Here is an 18,666-nt window from a genome sequence, read left to right on the forward strand (position 1 = left end):
CACACGCGGGCATTTCAGGATGAGTCAACGACTAGGTCCAGGCGGGCATCTGGGATGAGTCAATGCGTGGGTTTCTCTCATCAGCTACTCTCGGGTACAGTTGATCAGTCGGACCCCAGAGGTCCGTGCGTCGTAGGAACGTTCTTCAGCCGGTCCAATGTCTTTCATTGGTATCGAGCTTCATGGCAGTGGTCTTCTCGCGGCGAACCTGAGTGCACCGTCCGGTGCGTTCGCGACTGCCAGTCTCTTGGTTGCACCGATTTTTTCGTGCCCCATTGTGCCTGGCTCATCCTGAAAGGCATCCGCCATCTCTGATACACCCATGACGTTCGTAGACCTCAACGTACCCGCTCCATTGGTTCGCGCCTTGGCTGCAGACGGCAAATTCCAAGCTTTCCCCATCCAGCAGCAGACCTTGCCGGACACCCTGACCGGCCGTGACGTCCTTGGTCGAGGAAAGACCGGGTCCGGCAAGACTCTCGCGTTCTCCATCCCTCTAGTGGCGCAACTGTCCGATAGCGCTAAGCGGGTACCCCGCAAGCCCCGTGGTCTCGTCCTTGCACCTACCAGGGAGCTCGCCACACAGATCAACGCGGTACTGGAGCCGCTGGCAGCAGCCTACGGTCTGCGCACCACCACAGTGTTTGGTGGTGTGAGCCAGAAACGCCAGGTCGACGCTTTACGTTCCGGTGTCGATATTCTCGTCGCCTGCCCAGGTCGGTTAGAAGATTTGCTCGATCAGGGCCAGCTGACGCTGGACGCTGTTCAGGTGACGGTCCTTGATGAAGCCGACCATATGGCTGACCTCGGTTTCCTTCCCGGTGTCACACGAATCCTTGCCAAGACTCCCCAAAATGGCCAGCGGATGTTCTTCTCAGCAACGTTGGACAACGGAGTAGATAAGCTAGTCAAACGGTTCCTCCACAACGAGCTGCTGCATTCAGTGGATGAAGCAACCTCCCACGTTTCGGCGATGACCCACCATGTGTTCGAGGTTCCTTCAGAAGAGAAGAAGACGTTAGTCAAGACCCTTGCCTCCGGCACGGGCAAACGTATCCTCTTTACCCGGACCAAGCACCAGGCCAAGAAGTTGGCCAAGCAACTGACTGCTGACGGCACCCCGGCAGTGGATCTGCATGGCAACCTTTCGCAGAATCAGCGCGACAGAAATCTTGCTGCCTTCGGTGGCGGAGATGTCCGCGTGCTCGTCGCCACGGATGTGGCGGCTCGAGGCGTCCACGTAGATTCTGTAGAACTAGTGGTCCACGTTGATCCACCAGCAGAGCACAAGGCCTACCTGCACCGCTCTGGCCGCACCGCGCGCGCCGGAAGCAGCGGAGACGTCGTCACAGTGATGCTTCCTGAACAGCGTCATGACACTCAAGCACTGCTGCGCAAGGCAGAGATCAAGGCGCAACCGCTGACTGTCACCAGCAACTCACCAGCGGTGGCTGAGCTCGTCGGTGCCGTCGCCGACTATGTGAAGCCACCGGTCCAGCCTGTCCAGCAGCAGAGAACATCGTCACCTCGTGGTGGCGGTCGCGGTCCGCGCAGCGGGCAAGGGTCGCGCCGCAACCAGGGTGGGCGCCGCTCAAGGCAGGCCAGCGGTTCCAGAGGCTGACCAATCCGCCGGGGGCCCAGCCCCAGGCGATTTACCTTTGTGTGTTCCGAGGCTTTGAAATCGACTCCTGATACGTACCGGGCTGAAGCTCTCCCCCGCGGCTGACATTGGTCTCCGAGCCACTGATCCGATCGGTGTTTTGGGCGGTGATGGCTAACCATCCCTCATTTTGCTGCCGAACAACGAATGTGAAGAGACCCTGTCGGGTGCCAACTGGCTGACCTCCTGGTGGATGCTGCCCGGTCAGGGTCCATTCCCAGACGATCACCGCCACACCTTCGGCGATATGACGTGTCTTCACCCGCTCCACGGACATATGAGAATCCGTGAAAATCTTCCGGAACCCATAGTCGTGCGCTGAGCGGATGCTGTCCTGGTTCTCCCACCAGAGACCGACCACATTGATGAAATCGGCGTCCTCGACGAACAGGGACGCCAGGGACTCTGCAGCCTTGCGGTTCCACGCAGCGGCAAAAGCGTCGGGGAATTCTTCTGGTCTACTTGGCTGTGCGCCTGGGGCGAGGTCAGAAATCAGTCATATCCGTTCTCCTGGGGACGGCGAGGAATGAGCTGATCATACTGTCTGACCATGGTGTGAGTCTTTTGTGAAGTCACCCTCCGTGCTCAGCCTTTCCATAGGTCAAGACCGTGTGGAAGGCTTGGCGTATGAACGCTCTTGAGAACAAGACTGTGGCCATCATTGGTGCGGGAAGCGTTGGCGCATCCACTGCCTACGCAGTGATGATTCGGGGCTCAGCCCGGAATGTGCGCCTCTATGACATTGATGCGGCGCGAGTTGAAGCTGAGGTCCTGGACCTGGCCCATGGCAGTCAGTTCACCGGTGCAGGCGAAGTCTCCGGCAGCGACGACCTTCGTGAGATCGAAGGCGCCGACGTCGTCGTCATCACTGCTGGTGCCAAGCAGCATCCTGGCCAGACGAGGCTGGATCTGGCGGCTACGAATGTTAGGATCCTGCGATCCCTCATGCCGCAGTTGCTGAAGAGAGCTCCCAACGCCATCTATCTCCTAGTGACTAATCCGTGTGATGTGCTGACGACTGCAGCCCAGCAGATCTCGGGTCTTCCTGCCCAGCGAGTGTTTTCCACTGGCACGGTCCTGGATACAGCGCGTCTGCGCTGGCTATTGGCTCAGCAGGCTCATGTGTCCCGGCAAAGTGTTCATGCCCAGATCATCGGAGAGCATGGGGATACTGAGTTTCCGCTGTGGTCCAGCGCCAGTATCGGGGCGACACCCCTGGTCGACTGGGAAGTCGAAGGGAAACGAATCTTCACACCCGACCGGCTCAACTCCATTGCAGACCAGGTCCGCAACGCTGCCTACCACGTGATCAAAGGCAAGGGCGCCACCAACTACGCTATTGGCCTGTCAGCGGCGCGAATTATTGAGGCCATTCTCCACAATGAGCAGGCAGTGCTCCCTGTCAGCACAGTATTGAGAGGATTCAGAGGGATCGACGGAGTGGCCTTGTCTGTGCCAAGTGTGGTCTCCCACCGCGGAGCGGAACCTGTACTGACCACGTCATTATCCGAGGCTGAGACAGAGCTCTTACAGCGCTCCGCCTCAGGGCTGCATGAAGTTCAGGAATCACTGGGGCTTTGACCGGTAGCATTTTTGTGATGTGACGAAGCACTGTAGGTGAGAAACAAAAAACGACCCGCCAGAGTCAGCGGGTCGTTTAGAGCAGCAAGGCCACGAAGTACGGTTGTGTTTTAGGCTCAGTGGCTGACTAATGGGTGGAGCATATCGGACTCGAACCGATGACCTTCTGCATGCCATGCAGACGCGCTACCAGCTGCGCCAATGCCCCATATTCTTCTGTATTTCCCACGTATTCTTCACGTTGGCAACCCCTATACGTTACACCGCTGTTGGAGGTTCCGGCAAATCCAGTTCGAGCTTTGGCACGTCAGCGTAGAGGCGATCCAGCCCATAGACGGCCCGCTCTTGTTCGTGCTGAACGTGGACCACCATATGCCCGTAATCCAAGAGAACCCAGGTGCCTGAGTCCTTGCCCTCGCGGCGCAATGGGGCTGAATCGTGGATCGTCTTGACCTGCTTTTCGATCTCTTCGCAGATCGCACCGATCTGTCGCTCGGAGGGCGCAGAGCAGATGAGGAACGCATCGGTAATACCGAGGCGCTCCCCTACGTCGTAGCCATTGATGTTGGTGGCCAGCTTGTCAGTGGCGGCCGAAGCAGCGGTGCGCAATTCGGCGAGTACGTTGTCAGGAACAGTCATAGGTGTCATTCAGTTTAGAGGAAGACGAAATAGACAACGGCGGCGATCGCAGCGAGCAGAAGGACTGCCATGACGATCACTGTCCACATGAGGACTTTCTGCCGGTCTACTTGCCGTGAGGTGGCATCAATCATTTTGTTGAGATCAAGGCCGTGTGCACCCCGAGCTTGGACCGGCTCAATCTGGCCGGTCGCGTACTGCATATCCTCGGGGTCCTGCTCAAGGGAATCACGGACCATCTTTTGGGTCAGGATCTGCGACTCTGGCCGTTCGCGGCTCCGGCGGCGCCGGTCCTTCTCCGCTTTGGCATGCTCCTTGCGCATCCGTTCTTGGTTGGCCTGCATAGCCTTGGCGGCAAGTGCCTGCTGGCGTTTCAGGAGCTCTGGGTCAACGGACGTCGGATCGTCAACTCGTGCAATCTCCGCATTGGTTGAATCCAACTCAGCCAGCAGTTCAGGGCTCAAGGGGGGAATTGACTGGGTCTCGCGCAGCATGCGCCGAACCCTGCGCGATTCGGGAAGAGTATCAGGATCAACTTCTGCCGTCGCAGAGTCGCTCTCCGCTTGGTCCTGGTCGCCTGCAGGGGCGTCGGTGACCTCTTCAGACGACGGCTCAGGTTCAGGTTCTTCCTCGACCAAGTCCGGAACTCGGGTCATAACCTGAGTGACGTCTTCGTCATCCACAACAAGGTCCGCTTCTGCGTCAGCGATCACCTCTTCAGGACGCGCTGGCTCTTCCTCAGGCTCGGGAAGCACCGCAGGCGCTGAAACGTCTTCTTCGAAGTCGAGCTCTTCCGCCTGTGATTGACCCTCGTGGCTCGACTCCTGGGCCTCGTCACTACGTGATTCGGGGGTGTCTTCGGGGTCGTCGTCTGCTCCTGGTTCCTCAGGGAGCTCGTCGCTTTCGGAAGCTATTGTGGCACTGACGGCCCGGGCCAGTTCGTCTTGGGCTTCGTCATTGTGGCCGACCTCAGCAGTGGAACCAGACTCGGAGGAGGACTCACTCGGGCGACCTGGAACGTGGGGCTCATCCTGAGCAAGTTCCTCTTCAGGTGCAGGGGCCTCTCCAGCCTCACGTTGAGCCGCTAGTTCCGCTTCCCGGCGTCGACGCAGCTCTTTCCGGGAGACAGGCAGGTACCGCTCGCGGAGTTCTTCGCCGTTGGCTGCGTTCTGCTCCGTGGTGTCTGCGCTCATGAGGAACCCTCCCGGTGGTATTGCTCAATGGTATGCCCAGGTGAACTGAGATTCGGCTCATCAGCCGCGCGTGTGCCTGAACCATCTTGGTAGAGCTTATGTTTGTTGATGTACTGAACTACACCGTCCGGGACCAGGTACCAGACCGGGTCGCCAGCCTTCCCCCGCGCCCGCAGATCCGTTGAGCTGATGGCCATCGCTGGGATCTCCATCAGCGAGATGTTCTCGCTGCGTCCGAAGTCCTCACTCTGGTACCCGGGACGTGTCACGGAGACAAAGTGTGCGAGTTCCCATAGCTCTTCGACGTTCTTCCAGGACATGATCTGGGCCATAGCGTCAGCCCCGGTGATGAAGAAGAGATTCGCATCTCCGTACATTGCCCGGAAGTCCCGCAGAGTGTCAATGGTGTAGGTGGTGCCACCCCGGTCGATATCAACCCGGGACACTGAGAATCGCGGATTAGATGCGGTTGCGATCACGGTCAGTAGGTAGCGGTGTTCAGCTGGGGTGACACGCCTGCCTGCCTTCTGCCAGGGTTCACCGGTAGGCACGAAGATCACTTCATCAAGGCTGTACTCCGCAGCTACTTCGGATGCTGCCACCAAGTGACCGTGATGGATGGGATCGAATGTTCCGCCCATGATGCCCAGACGGCGTTTGCGATCATCGGGTCCGGTCCGAGCGGGAGTGCTGAAAGGGGGTGTCAAATCAGTGGTGGCCCTGGGGGTCAGCCGGAAGTTCCTTGCCCTTGCCGGAGAAACCTAGGGTGATCAACAAGCTCAGCATGAGGACGGCGAAGATGATGATGCCGTACCAGTAGGCTGGCATTGGCAGCTCATAACCGTTGTACTGTTCGGCAAGCAGTGCGAGAACGGGCAGGTTCATGCCTCTCCCTTTGAATGGTGTGTCAAGATCTGACAAGAGTCTACTAGGAAAATGCTCGATTCCCCGCAATCCAGGCCTGAGAGCCGGGGCACCGCGGAACTTAACCTTCAGAGGGGGCTCGCAGCTGTGTCACTGGGTCAGCGGATCTGGCCATCTCCGCGGACTACCCACTTGGTGGTGGTCAGCTCAGCCATTCCCATGGGCCCACGAGCATGGGTCTTTTGGGTTGAAATGCCGACCTCCGCGCCCAGACCGAACTCGCCACCATCGGTGAAGCGAGTGGATGCGTTCACGATCACTGCGGCAGCGTCCACCTCAGCAATAAACTGATCCGCCGCAGACGCTGAGTCCGTGACAATGGCTTCGGTATGCCCAGTGCTGTACTTCTGAATATGGCTGATCGCCTCATCGATGGTGTCCACCACGGCCACCGACATTTCCAGGTCCAGGAACTCGGTACGGTAGTGCTCCTCGGTGACGTCATGGCCCGCTTCTGACCCTTCTGGCATCCACTGCGCGGCGCGACGGTCAAGGTGTAGCACGACTCCAGCATCCGCCAGCGCACCTAGAGATTCTCTGCCCGCCTGCTCTGCCTGAGCATGAAGAAGCAGGGTCTCCGCCGCATTGCAGACACTGGGCCGATGAGTCTTCGCATTCACGACGATCTCTCGGGCCTTGAGGGGGTCAGCTGTTGCGTCGACGTAGACGTGGACGTTGCCTTCCCCAGTCTCGATGACCGGAACTTTTGCGTTGTTGACCACGTGTTGGATCAGCTCGTGGCCACCGCGTGGAATGAGGACGTCGACGCTGCCGCGAGTGGTCATCAGCTCGGTCGCGCCTTCTCTGCCGAGAGGGTCAATGGTTTGCACCGCGTCTTCAGGAACATCAGCTGAGCCTAACGCCTTACGTATCACGTCTAGGAGTGTCTCATTAGTGGTCATCGCAGCTGAGCCGCCGCGAAGGATGACAGCATTGCCGGACTTCAGAGCCAAGGCTGCGATATCAACCGTGACATTGGGACGAGCCTCGTAGATGACACCGATGACTCCAAGGGGCACCGCGACCTGGCTGAGTCTGAGCCCATTGGGCAGCGTCCTCCCCTGCGCGATCCGTCCGATCGGGTCTTCCAGCCGGATAATTTCTTCGACGGCGCGGGCCAATCCTTCGATACGCTCGGGAGTCAGTCTCAGGCGGTCCTGAAGGGCCGCTGAGAGTCCCGTTTCCCGGCTTCGGCTGAGGTCCTGCTCGTTGGCGGTGATCAGCGATGGCACCGAGTCCCGCAGCCCGGCGGCGACTGCCTCCAGGGCGCGGTCCTTGTGTTGGCGGTCCAGCCGCCCCAGTGGCCTGGCGGCTTCACGAGCGCGCTGGGTGATCTGGGTGATGTCTGCGGTCATGCTGGGACCTCCACTCGGGCCATGTCATCAGTGTGTATCACTGGGCGTTGGTAGTCTTCGCCTAGTTCTTGCGCGAGCTGCGCGGTTTTCTTCCCGCGCATTGCACGGACTTCTTCTGCTGAGAACGAGCTTACGCCGCGGGCTCGGACTTGGCCGTCCGGACTGCTGATCTCGACCACGTCTCCGGCTTCGAAGCTTCCCGTGACCTCAGTGATACCGGCGGCAAGCAGGGAACGACGCCGCTCAGCGACGGCGCTGACAGCTCCCTGGTCAATCGTAATTCTGCCTTTGGTGTGAGCCAGATGCGCCAACCAAGCCGACCGTGCCCCTCGCCGTTTGCCGCGCGGCAGGAACAGTGTGCCGACTTCTTCACCGTCGAAGAGTCGCTCAGCGTTGGCCGCTGAGGTGAGGCGGGCGGGTATCCCGTGCGCTGTGACGATCTGTGCGGCTTCCACCTTCGTGACCATCCCGCCGGTACCTATACCGGCACGTCCCCGTGGGCCAAGGGTCACCCCGTTGAGGTCTTCGGTCCGTGCGACTTGCGCGATGGGTTTGCCACCAGCTTGCGGCGGACCATCGTAGAGGGCATCGACGTCTGAGAGCAGAATAAGACCGTCGGCGTGGATGAGGTTGGCAGTCAGAGCTGCCAACCGGTCGTTGTCACCGAATCGGATTTCGGCGGTGGCGACGGCGTCGTTTTCGTTGATGATCGGAACAACTCCGAGAGCGAGGAGCTTCTCCAGGGCACGCAGGGCGTTGACGTAGGTGGCGCGGCGAATGAGGTCCTCTACGGTGAGCAGCACCTGTCCGACTTCGGCGCCGTGGTGGCCGAATGCCCGGGAGTAGTGTGCCAAGAGCTGCCCCTGCCCGACGGCGGCAGCGGCTTGTTGTGCAGCGAGGTCTTGAGGGCGGCGATCCAGCTTCAAGGGAGCGAGCCCAGCGGCGATCGCTCCGGATGAGACCAGAACGACTTCTGTGCCACGACCACGCAGTTGTTGGCAGGCATCGACGAGCCGATTCAGTGCCTGGACGCTGATCCCTCCATCGACAGTGGTCAGGCTGGATGAGCCGACCTTGATCACAAGGCGTCTGGCTTCCGTGACGTTGAAGCTCACCGCTCCTCCTGCTGGCCGGCGACTGCGTCCACATCCTCAGTTTCATCTGTGGCGTAGAGCTTGTCCATTTCGGCTCGGACCTGACGCTTGGTGGCACGGCGGTCGGCCTGATCCTGCTTCTTCTCAGCGCGAGTGGGCCGGTGCTGGTCTTCGAACCGAAGGTCGGTGCCGCGGGCACCGAGGTGCTCTGCACCGGCTGCCATGGTCGGCTCCCAGTCGAACACCACGCCGTCGTCTTCAGCCCCGATGACCACTGATTCGCCGGGCACAGCGCCGAGGCGGAAAAGCTCGTCTTCGATGCCGATTGCTTGGAGCCTGTCGGCCAGGTAGCCGACTGCTTCGTCGTTATTGAAGTCTGTCTGTTGGATCCAGCGTTCAGGCTTGGCGCCGCGCACCCGCCACAGGGGTTGGCCACCCTTCTCTTCGCGGCCGATCGTGAACCCTTTGTCATTGAGCGCTTTGGGCCGAATGGTGACTGGAACGGGGGCGGCGTCGACTGCCTGCGCCGCGCGGGCCTCTTGGACAAGGCCTGCCATGGCGAAGCTCAGTTCACGCAGTCCCTTCCTGGACACAGCGGATATCTCGAAGGTTCGGAACCCACGTTCCTCCAAGGTGCTGCGGACCATCTGAGCCATCTCTTCACCGTCTGGCAGGTCGGTCTTGTTCAGTGCCACCAGGCGGGGACGTTCGGTCAGCGGCAATCCGTCGGCAGCATAGGCAGCGAGCTCATGTTCGATCGCGTCCAGGTCTGCAATCGGGTCCCGATCTGTTTCCAAGGTGCCGCAGTCCAGGACGTGGACGAGCGCGGCGCAGCGTTCGACGTGACGGAGGAACTCGTGTCCCAGCCCCTTGCCTTCAGCTGCACCGGGAATCAGTCCTGGCACGTCTGCCACCGTGAAGCGGGTCTCCCCTGCCTCAACGACCCCAAGATTGGGCACCAACGTGGTGAAGGGGTACTCGGCAATTTTTGGCCGCGCAGCGGACATGGCGGCAATAAGACTGGACTTGCCTGCTGAGGGAAACCCCACCAGGGCCACATCTGCTACAGATTTGAGCTCCAGTACGACGTCGCTCTGTTGCCCGGGTGTGCCCAGGAGAGCGAAACCCGGGGCTTTTCGCTGCCTTGATGCCAGAGCGGCATTGCCGAGTCCGCCGATACCGCCTTCTGCGATGCGGGCTCGGGCCCCCGCGCCAACGAGGTCAGCCAGGACGTTTCCATCGCGGTCTTTAATCACCGTGCCATCGGGGACAGTGAGTTCTAGGGTGCTGCCCTTATGTCCGTGCCGAAGGCTCCCTTGGCCTACACCACCGCTTTCAGCGCGGCGGTGAGGGCGGTGGTGGTAGTCCAGCAGGGTGGTGGTGTTGGGATCAACGACCAGTTCCACATGGCCACCGTCACCGCCGTTGCCCCCATCGGGCCCGCCGAGGGGCTTGAATTTTTCCCTGTGGACGGAGATGCAGCCGCTGCCGCCATCTCCGCCGCCGGCATGCAGCACCACCCGGTCGACGAAATGTGCCATAGCTGGATCCCCTTTTTGGATGTTGTCTTCAGAATGCCAAAAAGCCCGGCGAGCTAAGCTCAGCCGGGCCTTGTGGAGGAGGTAGTCACCACTGGGACCACTACCAGGCGTTGGGGGTTATCCCGTTGCCGAAACTCATATGAAGGCCGGCTCAGCCGACCGCTGGAACAATGTTGACGACCTTGCGACCACGCTTGCTGCCGAACTCCACAGCGCCATCAGCAAGTGCGAACAGGGTGTCATCTCCACCGCGGCCGACATTTGTGCCGGGGTGGAACTTGGTGCCGCGCTGGCGAATGAGGATCTCGCCTGCGGAGACAGCCTGTCCTCCGAATCGCTTCACGCCGAGGCGCTGGGCGTTGGAATCGCGACCGTTGCGAGTCGAGCTCGCACCTTTCTTATGTGCCATGGGTCTTTACCTCTCAGGAATGGAAAATCTAGGACCAGTCTACCGCTCAGTTCAGGCGATTGACGTTACCTTGACGCGGGTCAGCTCGGAACGGTGACCCTGGCGCTTGTGATAGCCGGTCTTGTTCTTGAACTTATGAATGACGATCTTCTTGCCACGAAGGTTTTCTTGAACCTCGGCGGTCACAGTGACCTTGGACAGCTCGTCGGCGGAGGTCGTGACCTCATCCCCGTCCACCAGCATCACCGCTGGCAGCTCGATGGTGCTGCCTGCCTCGGCCTCGACGCGGTCAAGGGTCACGTGGTCTCCGACGGAAACCTTCTCCTGGCGGCCGCCTGCGCGGACAATCGCGTACACCACTTGGGACTCACTTCTCTCGTTGAACGTGCATGAAAAAGTATCTGTGCACAGAATAGTGCCAGCGATCTAGTCTACTCAGACTTATTAGCCTGAGCAAGTTCTTCGGCACTCACGCCGACACCCAGCATGACTGGCTCCGCCGCTGTCTTCTCGGTCTTCGGTTTGACTGGAGCAGAGGTGGCGAAAGACGCTTCCGAACCTTGGACTGCGGTTTTGACTTCTGTGACCTCACCGGAACTGCCTTGCGCTGACCCTGCAGCGCGGCGACCGCGGCGGCGACTGCGTGTCTCGAGGGCTGACTCGAGGTCACCCAAAGAGGCTGGCGCCTGCGATGGTGATGTGGCAGAACTCTTACCGCGGGGCAACTCAACGGGCTCTCCCCCGATGGTGAGGGTCGGTGACTCGGCTGACTTCTCGGTCTGAGGTGGAGCTGAGTCGGCGGCGTCGTCGTCATTATCAGACTTGGCTGCGCCGTTCGTCGCAGCGGCGACTTTCGCCATGCCTTGTGAAGCCTTCTCCAGTTTCTGCATTTCCCTGGGGTCGGGCTGGTGTCCGGCGTCGTCGGTCTTCTTGCCGCGCTTTTTGCGTTTCTTGGCGTTCTTTCCGGAGGCCACGTCCCCACCGGAGGTGTAGGAAGGCCGGTGCTCTACGGGCTCTGGGTGCGTGATGATGCCGCGTCCGGAGCAGTGCTCACATTCGCTGGAGAAGACTTCCAATAGTCCGGTACCCATGCGCTTACGCGTCATCTGGACCAGCCCGAGACTTGTCACTTCGGCGACTTGGTGTTTGGTCCGGTCACGGCCAAGGCACTCAACGAGGCGCCGCAGCACGAGGTCTCGGTTGGATTCCAGCACCATGTCGATGAAGTCGATCACGATGATGCCGCCGATGTCGCGCAGGCGCAGCTGGCGCACCATCTCTTCTGCTGCTTCAAGGTTGTTCTTGGTGACGGTCTCTTCGAGGTTGCCACCGGAACCGGTGAACTTGCCGGTATTGACGTCGACCACGGTCATCGCTTCTGTCCGGTCGAAAACCAGCGAACCACCGGAGGGCAGTTTCACGTTCCGGTCCATGGCCTTATTGAGCTGCTCATCGATCCGGTGGTGGGCGAAGATATCGTCCACATCGTGGTCCTGGGGTTCCCATTTACTGCAGCGGTCCAGCAGGTGCGGCGCCACATAGGTGACGTAAGCCTCAATGTTGTCCCACGTCTCATCACCCTGAACGTCCATGGCGGAGAAGTCTTCGTTGAAGACATCGCGCACGACCTTGATGGTCAGGTCCGGCTCGGCGTAGAGAAGCTCGGGAGCCAACACCTTCTTGTCTTGGGTCTGATTCTGGATAGTCTCCCAGAGCGAACGCAACCGGTTGATGTCATTGGTGAGCTCTTGTTCGGAGGCGCCTTCTGCGGCGGTGCGAACGATGACCCCGGCGTTGTCTGGCAGCTGTTCTTTGAGGATCTTCTTCAGTCGGGCACGCTCGGTGTCCGGCAGTTTCCGGGAAATCCCGGTCATCGATCCACCGGGGACGAACACGAGGTAGCGCCCAGGCAGGGAGACTTGGCTGGTAAGCCGTGCACCCTTGTGGCCCACGGGATCTTTGGTGACCTGAACGAGGACTGAGTCGCCTGATTTGAGAGCGTTTTCGATCTTGCGCGGGGCGTTGCCAATATTGGCGCCCTCCCAGTCGACTTCACCCGCATAGAGCACGGCGTTGCGCCCGCGTCCGATGTCGACGAAGGCGGCTTCCATGGAAGGAAGCACGTTCTGCACTTTGCCTAGGTAGACGTTGCCTATCAGTGAGTCTTGAGTGGTGTGGCTGACGTAGTGCTCAGCGAGGATGCCGTCTTCCAGTACGCCGATCTGGATACGTTCCCCGCGTTGACGGACGATCATCTTACGGTCTACGGACTCGCGGCGGGCTAAGAATTCGGCTTCTGTGACGATGCCGCGACGGCGTCCGCCGTCACGTGAGGCACGGCGTCGCTGCCTTTTGGCTTCTAAGCGTGTGGACCCTTTGACGCTGGTGACTTTGTCAGAGACATCTGAGGCGGTTTCTCTGCCGGCTCGGATCCGGGTCACTGTGTGACCGTCCTCGGAGTCTTCCTCGATCTCCATGTCTGATGATCCACGCCGGCGGCGCCGCTTCTTGCGAATTACCTGGGATTCATCCTCGGAAGGGGACGATGACGGCGCTTCAGACTTCTCGGCGGAATCTTCCTGAGCGGGTTCTTCCTTTGCGGAGCTCTTGGCCTGGTCAGCGTTGGCCGCGTCCTGATCAGGGGCGTTGTCCTCTTGGTTCTCGCCAGCCCGGTTTCGGCTGCGACCGCCCCGACGCCGTTTGCGTCGGTTTTTCCGATGAGAGCCGGCGTCGTTATTGTCGGTCGAGTCGTTGCTGTCCTCGAAGTCTCCGTTCTGATCCTCAGCTTGGCTGCGGTGACGCTCTCCGGACTGGTTCTGCTGAGACTTCTGGTTCTGGTCACCGGAGTCGCTGCGCTCCCCTTGACCGTCTCGGCGTGATGAGTCGCTAGTGTCGTGGGTCTTCTTGGGCTTCGGCGTGACTTTAGAGAGGTCGGGTGCCTGGAACATGAGGTCCAGAGGGTCAGCTTCCTCCGGTGCGGAGTCAACCGCTTTCTCAGCTTGAGCTCCGGCACCGGGGTGGCCCGGCTCGGGGGCTGAAAAGGGGTTGAAAACTTCTTCGGGTTCGTTGGAAGTCGTGGTCATTAAAGAGTCTGCTCCCGCCGTGGTCTGCGCTGCCACACTCGGCGAGCCCACGACTGTTGTCGGTGGTCGGTTCACCGGTTCGGTGCTCACGCCGGGCGCTGCCTGTCTCCTACTGTGGAGATGGCGCGCTCTGCTCAACGGAAGCCACGTCCCGGTCACGCGCGAGGGTGAAGGCGGCGGCATCTTGGTCTCGTCGTTCTGCCGTGCGGACTGTTTTCTCAAGTGTCCACGACGGGTGCCGGCCTTGCCGTTCTTCGCGTGTGAAAGCCTTCTCAGAGATCCAGGTGTGGTCTGATTCTCCAATATCCTCAGTATCGCACAGTATTGACAGGCTCACAGGGACACCCGGCGCCTGTCTCACATCCCTTGGTCGGTGGGGGCCTCCTCCCAATTGGCTCTTGGGCCAGCCCGGAATCGCTCAGAGCTGCGCCTACGGCGTTGAGGTTTCGCGCGTACCATAGAGGGATGTCCACGACGCTTGATGCCCAGGATTCTCGATTTGAGGATGCCACTGGATCACAGTCTGACGCCTCGAATCCCGGGCGTGTCCTTCCTGCCTTCGCGCGGCCCTTCGGGTTCGCGATGTGGCTCTTGGTTACCGGCGTTGTTGGTGCGGTAGCCAGTTTCTTGCTGCTCTATGAACGTGTCCGGTTGTGGAACGACCCCGAGCACGTTACTGCTTGCGATGTTAATCCGTGGGTCTCCTGCGGTGAGGTGATGCAGTCCTGGCAGGCGGCGACTTTCGGGTTCCCGAACATTTTTCTGGGCGTGGTCGGTTTTCCGCTGCTGATCGGCGTGGCAGTGACTTTGCTTGCCGTCGGAGGCCGGGTACCTAGTTGGTACTACATGGGCCTCCAGGCCGGAGTGGTGTTCGCCTTCGCGTTTAGCACCTGGCTTTGGTACTCGGCAGTGTTCAGTATTGGTGTGTTGTGCCCCTACTGCATGATCGTCTGGTCTGCAGTGATTCCCTTGTTTGTCGTCACGACGGCGCGAAACGTTATGCACGGTGTGATTCCCGCCTCTGAAGGTGTCAAGCGGGTCACTCGTGAATGGTGGTGGGTTGCCGTGGTGGTGATCTATTTACTGGTCATCGGATCGATCCTGCTGAACTTCAGTGAGGCTGTGACATACGCGTTCTGAGCGCTAGCTGGTGGTTGAGCATCTCAGGAAGGTCTCGGGACCCACTCCGCTAGGTCCCAGTTGCTGGCGTAGACATCCAAAATCGCTGACTCCACGTCATCCACGGTGACGGCCGGAGCTACGTCGTTTGCGGCGCCTGCTGTGAGCGGGTCCCAGGGAAGCCCCATCGCGCGGTAGGTCTCGGAGAGGACCCGGCGGATCCGCTGGCCGTCTTCAACGATGATGGATGACGAGAACAACCAGCCCGTCGCTATTTGCCTCTGAGCAGTGCCGATGATTTTGACGCGGACGTCCGGTTCGTCGGGCTTGAACCCGTGTACTGAGTGCTCTCCGTAGCAGTATTCGTGCGGCAGCGGACCGATGCGCGCGCTGATCCCCGCCATGTTGAGGGCATGAGCATAGAGCTCTGCGAATGCAGAGAACCGTGCTTGGGATTCGCGGATGGGATCTGGATCGGGTTCGATGTGGTCCACGATGATCGAGCCTTGGGTGTAAGCAGCGGCCCGCCCACCGGCTCGGCGCACCACTGGTTCAAAACCAAAGTCTCGGCTGGCTCGCTGGGCGGCGGCGAATCCAGGCAGTCGGCTGTCTCGCTGACCAAAGGCTACGGTTGGCTGCGGTCGGTAGATCCGCAGCATGGGAGCGGTGGCTTGTGGGTGTGTGGGATGCGAAGCGTACTTGCGCGTCCCTTCCAGCAGACTCAGACCAAGTTGGAGATCTGCGGCAGGCCCGAGGGATTGGGCCTGCCGGTAGACCCTAAGGCTCTGCTGAGGTCCGACTGCGTGCCTGGGTTTCTTCCTTGCCCTGGTGCGCACTGGGGGCTCAGCAGGGCACATCATGGAGTCACTCAGAAGTCCCAGTCTTCGTCTTCGGTCTCGACGGCCTTGCCGATGACGTAGGAGCTTCCCGATCCTGAGAAGAAGTCGTGGTTCTCGTCGGCGTTGGGGCTCAGCGCAGAAAGGATGGCCGGGTTCACGTTGGTGACGTCCGAGGGAAACATCGCCTCGTACCCAAGGTTCATGAGTGCCTTGTTCGCGTTGTAATGCAGGAACTTTTTGACGTCCTCGCTCAGTCCCACACCGTCGTAGAGATCGTGGGTGTACTGGACCTCATTTTCGTAGAGCTCGAAGAGCAGGTCAAAGGTGTAGTCCTTAAGCTCTTGGCGGCGTTCTTCTGTCTCAAGTTCCAGTGCCCGCTGATACTTGTAGCCGATGTAGTAGCCGTGGACGGCTTCATCTCGGATGATCAGGCGGATGATGTCTGCGGTGTTCGTCAGCTTGGCTCGTGAGGACCAGTGCATCGGCAGGTAGAAGCCCGAGTAGAACAGGAAGGACTCCAGGATGGTGGAGGCTACCCGCTTCTTCATGCCGTCGTTGCCGTGGTAGTAGTCCATGACGATCTGCGCTTTGCGCTGCAGGTTCGGGTTCTCTTTAGACCACCGGAACGCGTCGTCAATGTCCTTGGTGGAGCAGAGGGTGGAGAAGATCTGCGAGTAGGACTTCGCGTGCACACTCTCCATAAAGGCAATGTTGGTCAGCACCGCTTCTTCATGCTGGGTCAACGAGTGTGGGATGAGAGCCACCGCACCGACAGTGCCCTGGATGGTGTCCAGGAGGGTCAGCCCGGTGAAGACTCGCATGGTGAGCGTCTTCTCATCCTCAGTGAGCGTTGCCCAGGACTGCACGTCGTTGGATACCGGGATTTTTTCCGGCAGCCAGAAGTTGTTGACCAGGCGATTCCAGACCTCACCGTCCTTGTCGTCAGGCAGACGATTCCAGTTGATCGCCTCGACGTGGGTGAGCAGCGTCGATTGAGTCTCGTTCGTCACTGAAGTGGTCACGTCGGTATCCGGTCCTTCTGTTGGGTGGTGCACATGTGATGGTGGTGTGGCGATAGTGAGCTGAGAGTCCTACAGCATGCAGGATACGCAGCCCTCCACTTCCGTGCCTTCCAGAGCCAGCTGCCGGAGGCGGATGTAGTAGAGGGTTTTGATGCCCTTCTTCCATGCGTAAATTTGGGCCTTGTTGATGTCGCGCGTGCTGGCAGTGTCCTTGAAGAACAGAGTCAGGCTGAGGCCCTGGTCCACATGCTGGGTAGCTACGGCGTAGGTGTCAATGATCTTCTCATAGCCGATCTCATAGGCATCCTGGTAGTACTCCAGGTTGTCATTGTCGAGATACGGCGCCGGGTAGTAGACGCGGCCGATCTTGCCTTCTTTGCGGATCTCGATCTTCGAGGCCACCGGGTGAATGGAGCTGGTGGAGTTGTTGATGTAGCTGATGGAACCGGTGGGTGGCACGGCCTGCAGGTTCTGGTTGTAGATCCCGTGCTTTTGGACCTCAACTTTAAGCCGGCGCCAGTCCTCCTGGGTGGGAATGCTCACGTGTGAGAAGAGCTCACGGACAGTGGAGGTTTCCGGCTCCCAGACCTTCTCCGTGTACTTGTCGAAGAATTCACCGCTGGCGTACTGGGAGTTTTCGAAACCGTCGAAAGTCTCCCCCGTCTCCTTAGCAATGGCGTTAGAGGCACGAAGGCAGTGGTAGAGCACCGTGTAGAAGTAGATATTGGTGAAGTCAAGGCCCTCTGCTGAGCCGTAGTGTACCCGTTCCCGGGCTAGGTAGCCGTGCAGGTTCATCTGACCCAGGCCAATGGCGTGGCTTCGCTTATTACCCTCAGCGATCGACGGCACTGACGCTATGTATGACATATCCGACACGGCAGTCAGCGACCGGATAGCGGTCTCGATAGTCCTGCCGAAATCTGGTGAGTCCATGGTCTTAGCAATGTTCAATGAACCCAGGTTGCACGAGATGTCTTTGCCGATGGTCTGGTATCCGAGGTCTGCGGTGTATTCGCTGGGTTCGGAGACCTGCAGGATTTCGGAGCACAGGTTGGACATGGTGATTCGGCCAGCGATTGGGTTGGCCCGGTTTACGGTGTCTTCGAACATGATGTAGGGGTAGCCGGACTCGAACTGGATTTCGGCCAGAGTCTGGAAGAACTCGCGGGCGTTGACCTTTGTCTTCCGGATGCGAGCGTCGTCGACCATCTCGTAGTACTTCTCAGTGACGGAGATCTCCGAAAAGGGCATACCGTAGACACGTTCTACGTCATACGGGCTGAACAGGTACATGCCCTCATTCTTCTTAGCCAGCTCGAAGGTGATGTCCGGGATGACCACACCGAGCGACAGTGTCTTGATGCGGATCTTCTCATCAGCGTTCTCACGTTTGGTGTCGAGGAACCGGAAGATATCCGGATGGTGGGCGTTGAGATACACCGCACCGGCGCCCTGACGCGCACCTAGCTGGTTGGCATAGCTGAAGGAGTCTTCCAGGAGCTTCATCACTGGAATCACGCCGGATGACTGGTTTTCGATCTGCTTAATGGGCGCGCCGTGCTCGCGCACATTGGTGAGGGAGAGAGCGACGCCGCCTCCCCGCTTCGACAGCTGGAGGGCGGAGTTGATGCCGCGGGCAATGGACTCCATATTGTCTTCGATCCGGAGCAGGAAGCAGCTGACCAGCTCCCCGCGCTGCCTCTTTCCTGCATTGAGGAATGTGGGAGTGGCTGGCTGGAACCGTCCGGAGACGATCTCTTCCATCAGCTGCAGAGCATGTTCTTCATTGCCCCTGGCGAGGTAGAGCGCGACCATGCATACGCGGTCTTCGAAACGTTCGAGGTAACGCTTGCCGTCGAAAGTCTTCAGTGCGTAGGAGGTGTAGAACTTGAAGGCGCCCAGGAACGTGGGGAAGCGGAACTTCATGCCATAAGCGGTGTCCCAGAGGCGGTGAATGAATTCGCGAGAGTACAGGTCCAGCGTTTCCTGCTCGTAGTAGTCATTCTCTACGAGGTACTTCAGTTTCTCATCGAGGTCATGGAAAAAGACTGTGTTGACGTTGACATTGTCTAGGAAGTACTTCCGGGCAGCGAGCTGGTCAGCCTCGAACTGGATCTCCCCATTAGGTCCATACAGGTTGAGCATGGCGTTGAGATCCTGATATCCCAGCTCAGCCCACTCCGGTGGCACATCTTTGGCCAGTGTGG

The 18,666-nt window shown here is 59.6% G+C and carries 17 protein-coding genes and 1 tRNA gene; 3 read left to right on the forward strand and 15 right to left on the reverse strand.

Features of this window, described 5'->3' with window-relative positions; translation table 11 throughout:
• Positions 1-322: 322 nt before the first annotated feature.
• A complete protein-coding gene (locus FEF26_RS09060; RefSeq protein WP_138253220.1) occupies positions 323-1,621 on the forward strand; it encodes a DEAD/DEAH box helicase in 1,299 nt (432 codons plus the stop codon).
• A gap of 31 nt (positions 1,622-1,652) precedes the next feature.
• On the opposite strand, the gene FEF26_RS09065 is transcribed toward FEF26_RS09060, so the two are convergent.
• Positions 1,653-2,156, reverse strand: coding sequence for an SgcJ/EcaC family oxidoreductase (locus FEF26_RS09065; RefSeq protein WP_208012884.1), 504 nt, complete (start codon positions 2,154-2,156; stop codon positions 1,653-1,655).
• 131 nt (positions 2,157-2,287) lie between these two features.
• On the opposite strand from FEF26_RS09065, the gene FEF26_RS09070 reads away from it, so the two are divergent.
• On the forward strand, positions 2,288-3,241 hold the full coding sequence (locus tag FEF26_RS09070) for an L-lactate dehydrogenase (RefSeq protein WP_138253222.1): 954 nt from the start codon (positions 2,288-2,290) through the stop codon (positions 3,239-3,241).
• Between the two features lie 135 nt (positions 3,242-3,376).
• Here FEF26_RS09070 and FEF26_RS09075 read toward each other — a convergent pair.
• The 11 genes from FEF26_RS09075 to FEF26_RS09120 form a co-directional block, all read right to left on the reverse strand.
• A tRNA-Ala gene (locus FEF26_RS09075) sits at positions 3,377-3,449 on the reverse strand.
• A gap of 50 nt (positions 3,450-3,499) precedes the next feature.
• The gene (gene rsfS, locus FEF26_RS09080; RefSeq protein ID WP_243730496.1) at positions 3,500-3,889 is read right to left on the reverse strand and encodes a ribosome silencing factor; all 390 of its coding nucleotides are present in this window, start codon (positions 3,887-3,889) and stop codon (positions 3,500-3,502) included.
• 5 nt (positions 3,890-3,894) lie between these two features.
• Positions 3,895-5,073 carry a hypothetical protein gene (locus tag FEF26_RS09085; RefSeq protein ID WP_138253224.1) on the reverse strand — a complete coding sequence of 393 codons (1,179 nt, stop codon included), beginning with the start codon at positions 5,071-5,073 and terminating at the stop codon, positions 3,895-3,897.
• Positions 5,070-5,780 (reverse strand): nicotinate-nucleotide adenylyltransferase, encoded by a 711-nt coding sequence (gene nadD / locus FEF26_RS09090; protein WP_279536484.1) that lies wholly within the window; start codon positions 5,778-5,780, stop codon positions 5,070-5,072. The genes FEF26_RS09085 and nadD overlap by 4 nt, the downstream gene beginning before the upstream one ends.
• Before the next feature lies 1 nt (position 5,781).
• Positions 5,782-5,958 (reverse strand): hypothetical protein, encoded by a 177-nt coding sequence (locus tag FEF26_RS15740; protein ID WP_166432983.1) that lies wholly within the window; start codon positions 5,956-5,958, stop codon positions 5,782-5,784.
• Positions 5,959-6,095: 137 nt separating this feature from the next.
• Positions 6,096-7,352: a glutamate-5-semialdehyde dehydrogenase gene (locus FEF26_RS09095; RefSeq protein WP_138253226.1), complete on the reverse strand. Its 1,257-nt coding sequence runs from the start codon at positions 7,350-7,352 to the stop codon at positions 6,096-6,098.
• The gene (gene proB, locus FEF26_RS09100) at positions 7,349-8,467 is read right to left on the reverse strand and encodes a glutamate 5-kinase (RefSeq protein WP_138253227.1); all 1,119 of its coding nucleotides are present in this window, start codon (positions 8,465-8,467) and stop codon (positions 7,349-7,351) included. The genes FEF26_RS09095 and proB overlap by 4 nt, the downstream gene beginning before the upstream one ends.
• Positions 8,464-9,987, reverse strand: coding sequence for a GTPase ObgE (obgE, locus tag FEF26_RS09105; protein WP_138253228.1), 1,524 nt, complete (start codon positions 9,985-9,987; stop codon positions 8,464-8,466). Before obgE ends, proB begins: the two co-directional genes overlap by 4 nt.
• Before the next feature lie 151 nt (positions 9,988-10,138).
• Complete coding sequence (rpmA, locus tag FEF26_RS09110; protein WP_119903252.1) at positions 10,139-10,396, reverse strand: 50S ribosomal protein L27; 258 nt, start codon at positions 10,394-10,396, stop codon at positions 10,139-10,141.
• 51 nt (positions 10,397-10,447) lie between these two features.
• Entirely contained in the window at positions 10,448-10,756 is a 309-nt protein-coding gene (gene rplU, locus FEF26_RS09115) for a 50S ribosomal protein L21 (protein ID WP_119903251.1), read from the reverse strand.
• A 71-nt stretch (positions 10,757-10,827) separates the two neighbouring features.
• Positions 10,828-13,479 (reverse strand): Rne/Rng family ribonuclease, encoded by a 2,652-nt coding sequence (locus FEF26_RS09120; protein WP_424991731.1) that lies wholly within the window; start codon positions 13,477-13,479, stop codon positions 10,828-10,830.
• A gap of 465 nt (positions 13,480-13,944) precedes the next feature.
• On the opposite strand from FEF26_RS09120, the gene FEF26_RS09125 reads away from it, so the two are divergent.
• A complete protein-coding gene (locus FEF26_RS09125; RefSeq protein WP_138253229.1) occupies positions 13,945-14,619 on the forward strand; it encodes a vitamin K epoxide reductase family protein in 675 nt (224 codons plus the stop codon).
• A 23-nt stretch (positions 14,620-14,642) separates the two neighbouring features.
• Here FEF26_RS09125 and FEF26_RS09130 read toward each other — a convergent pair whose 3' ends face one another.
• From FEF26_RS09130 to nrdE, 3 genes are read right to left on the reverse strand one after another with little or no spacing between them, the layout of a single operon-like run.
• A complete protein-coding gene (locus FEF26_RS09130; protein ID WP_341805146.1) occupies positions 14,643-15,458 on the reverse strand; it encodes a lipoate--protein ligase family protein in 816 nt (271 codons plus the stop codon).
• Positions 15,459-15,466: 8 nt separating this feature from the next.
• The gene (gene nrdF, locus FEF26_RS09135; RefSeq protein ID WP_424991732.1) at positions 15,467-16,513 is read right to left on the reverse strand and encodes a class 1b ribonucleoside-diphosphate reductase subunit beta; all 1,047 of its coding nucleotides are present in this window, start codon (positions 16,511-16,513) and stop codon (positions 15,467-15,469) included.
• Positions 16,514-16,528: 15 nt separating this feature from the next.
• Entirely contained in the window at positions 16,529-18,661 is a 2,133-nt protein-coding gene (gene nrdE, locus FEF26_RS09140; RefSeq protein ID WP_243730503.1) for a class 1b ribonucleoside-diphosphate reductase subunit alpha, read from the reverse strand.
• Between the last annotated feature and the right edge of the window lie 5 nt (positions 18,662-18,666).

The organism is Nesterenkonia salmonea, from assembly GCF_005771525.1.
Lineage (GTDB): Bacteria > Actinomycetota > Actinomycetes > Actinomycetales > Micrococcaceae > Nesterenkonia > Nesterenkonia salmonea.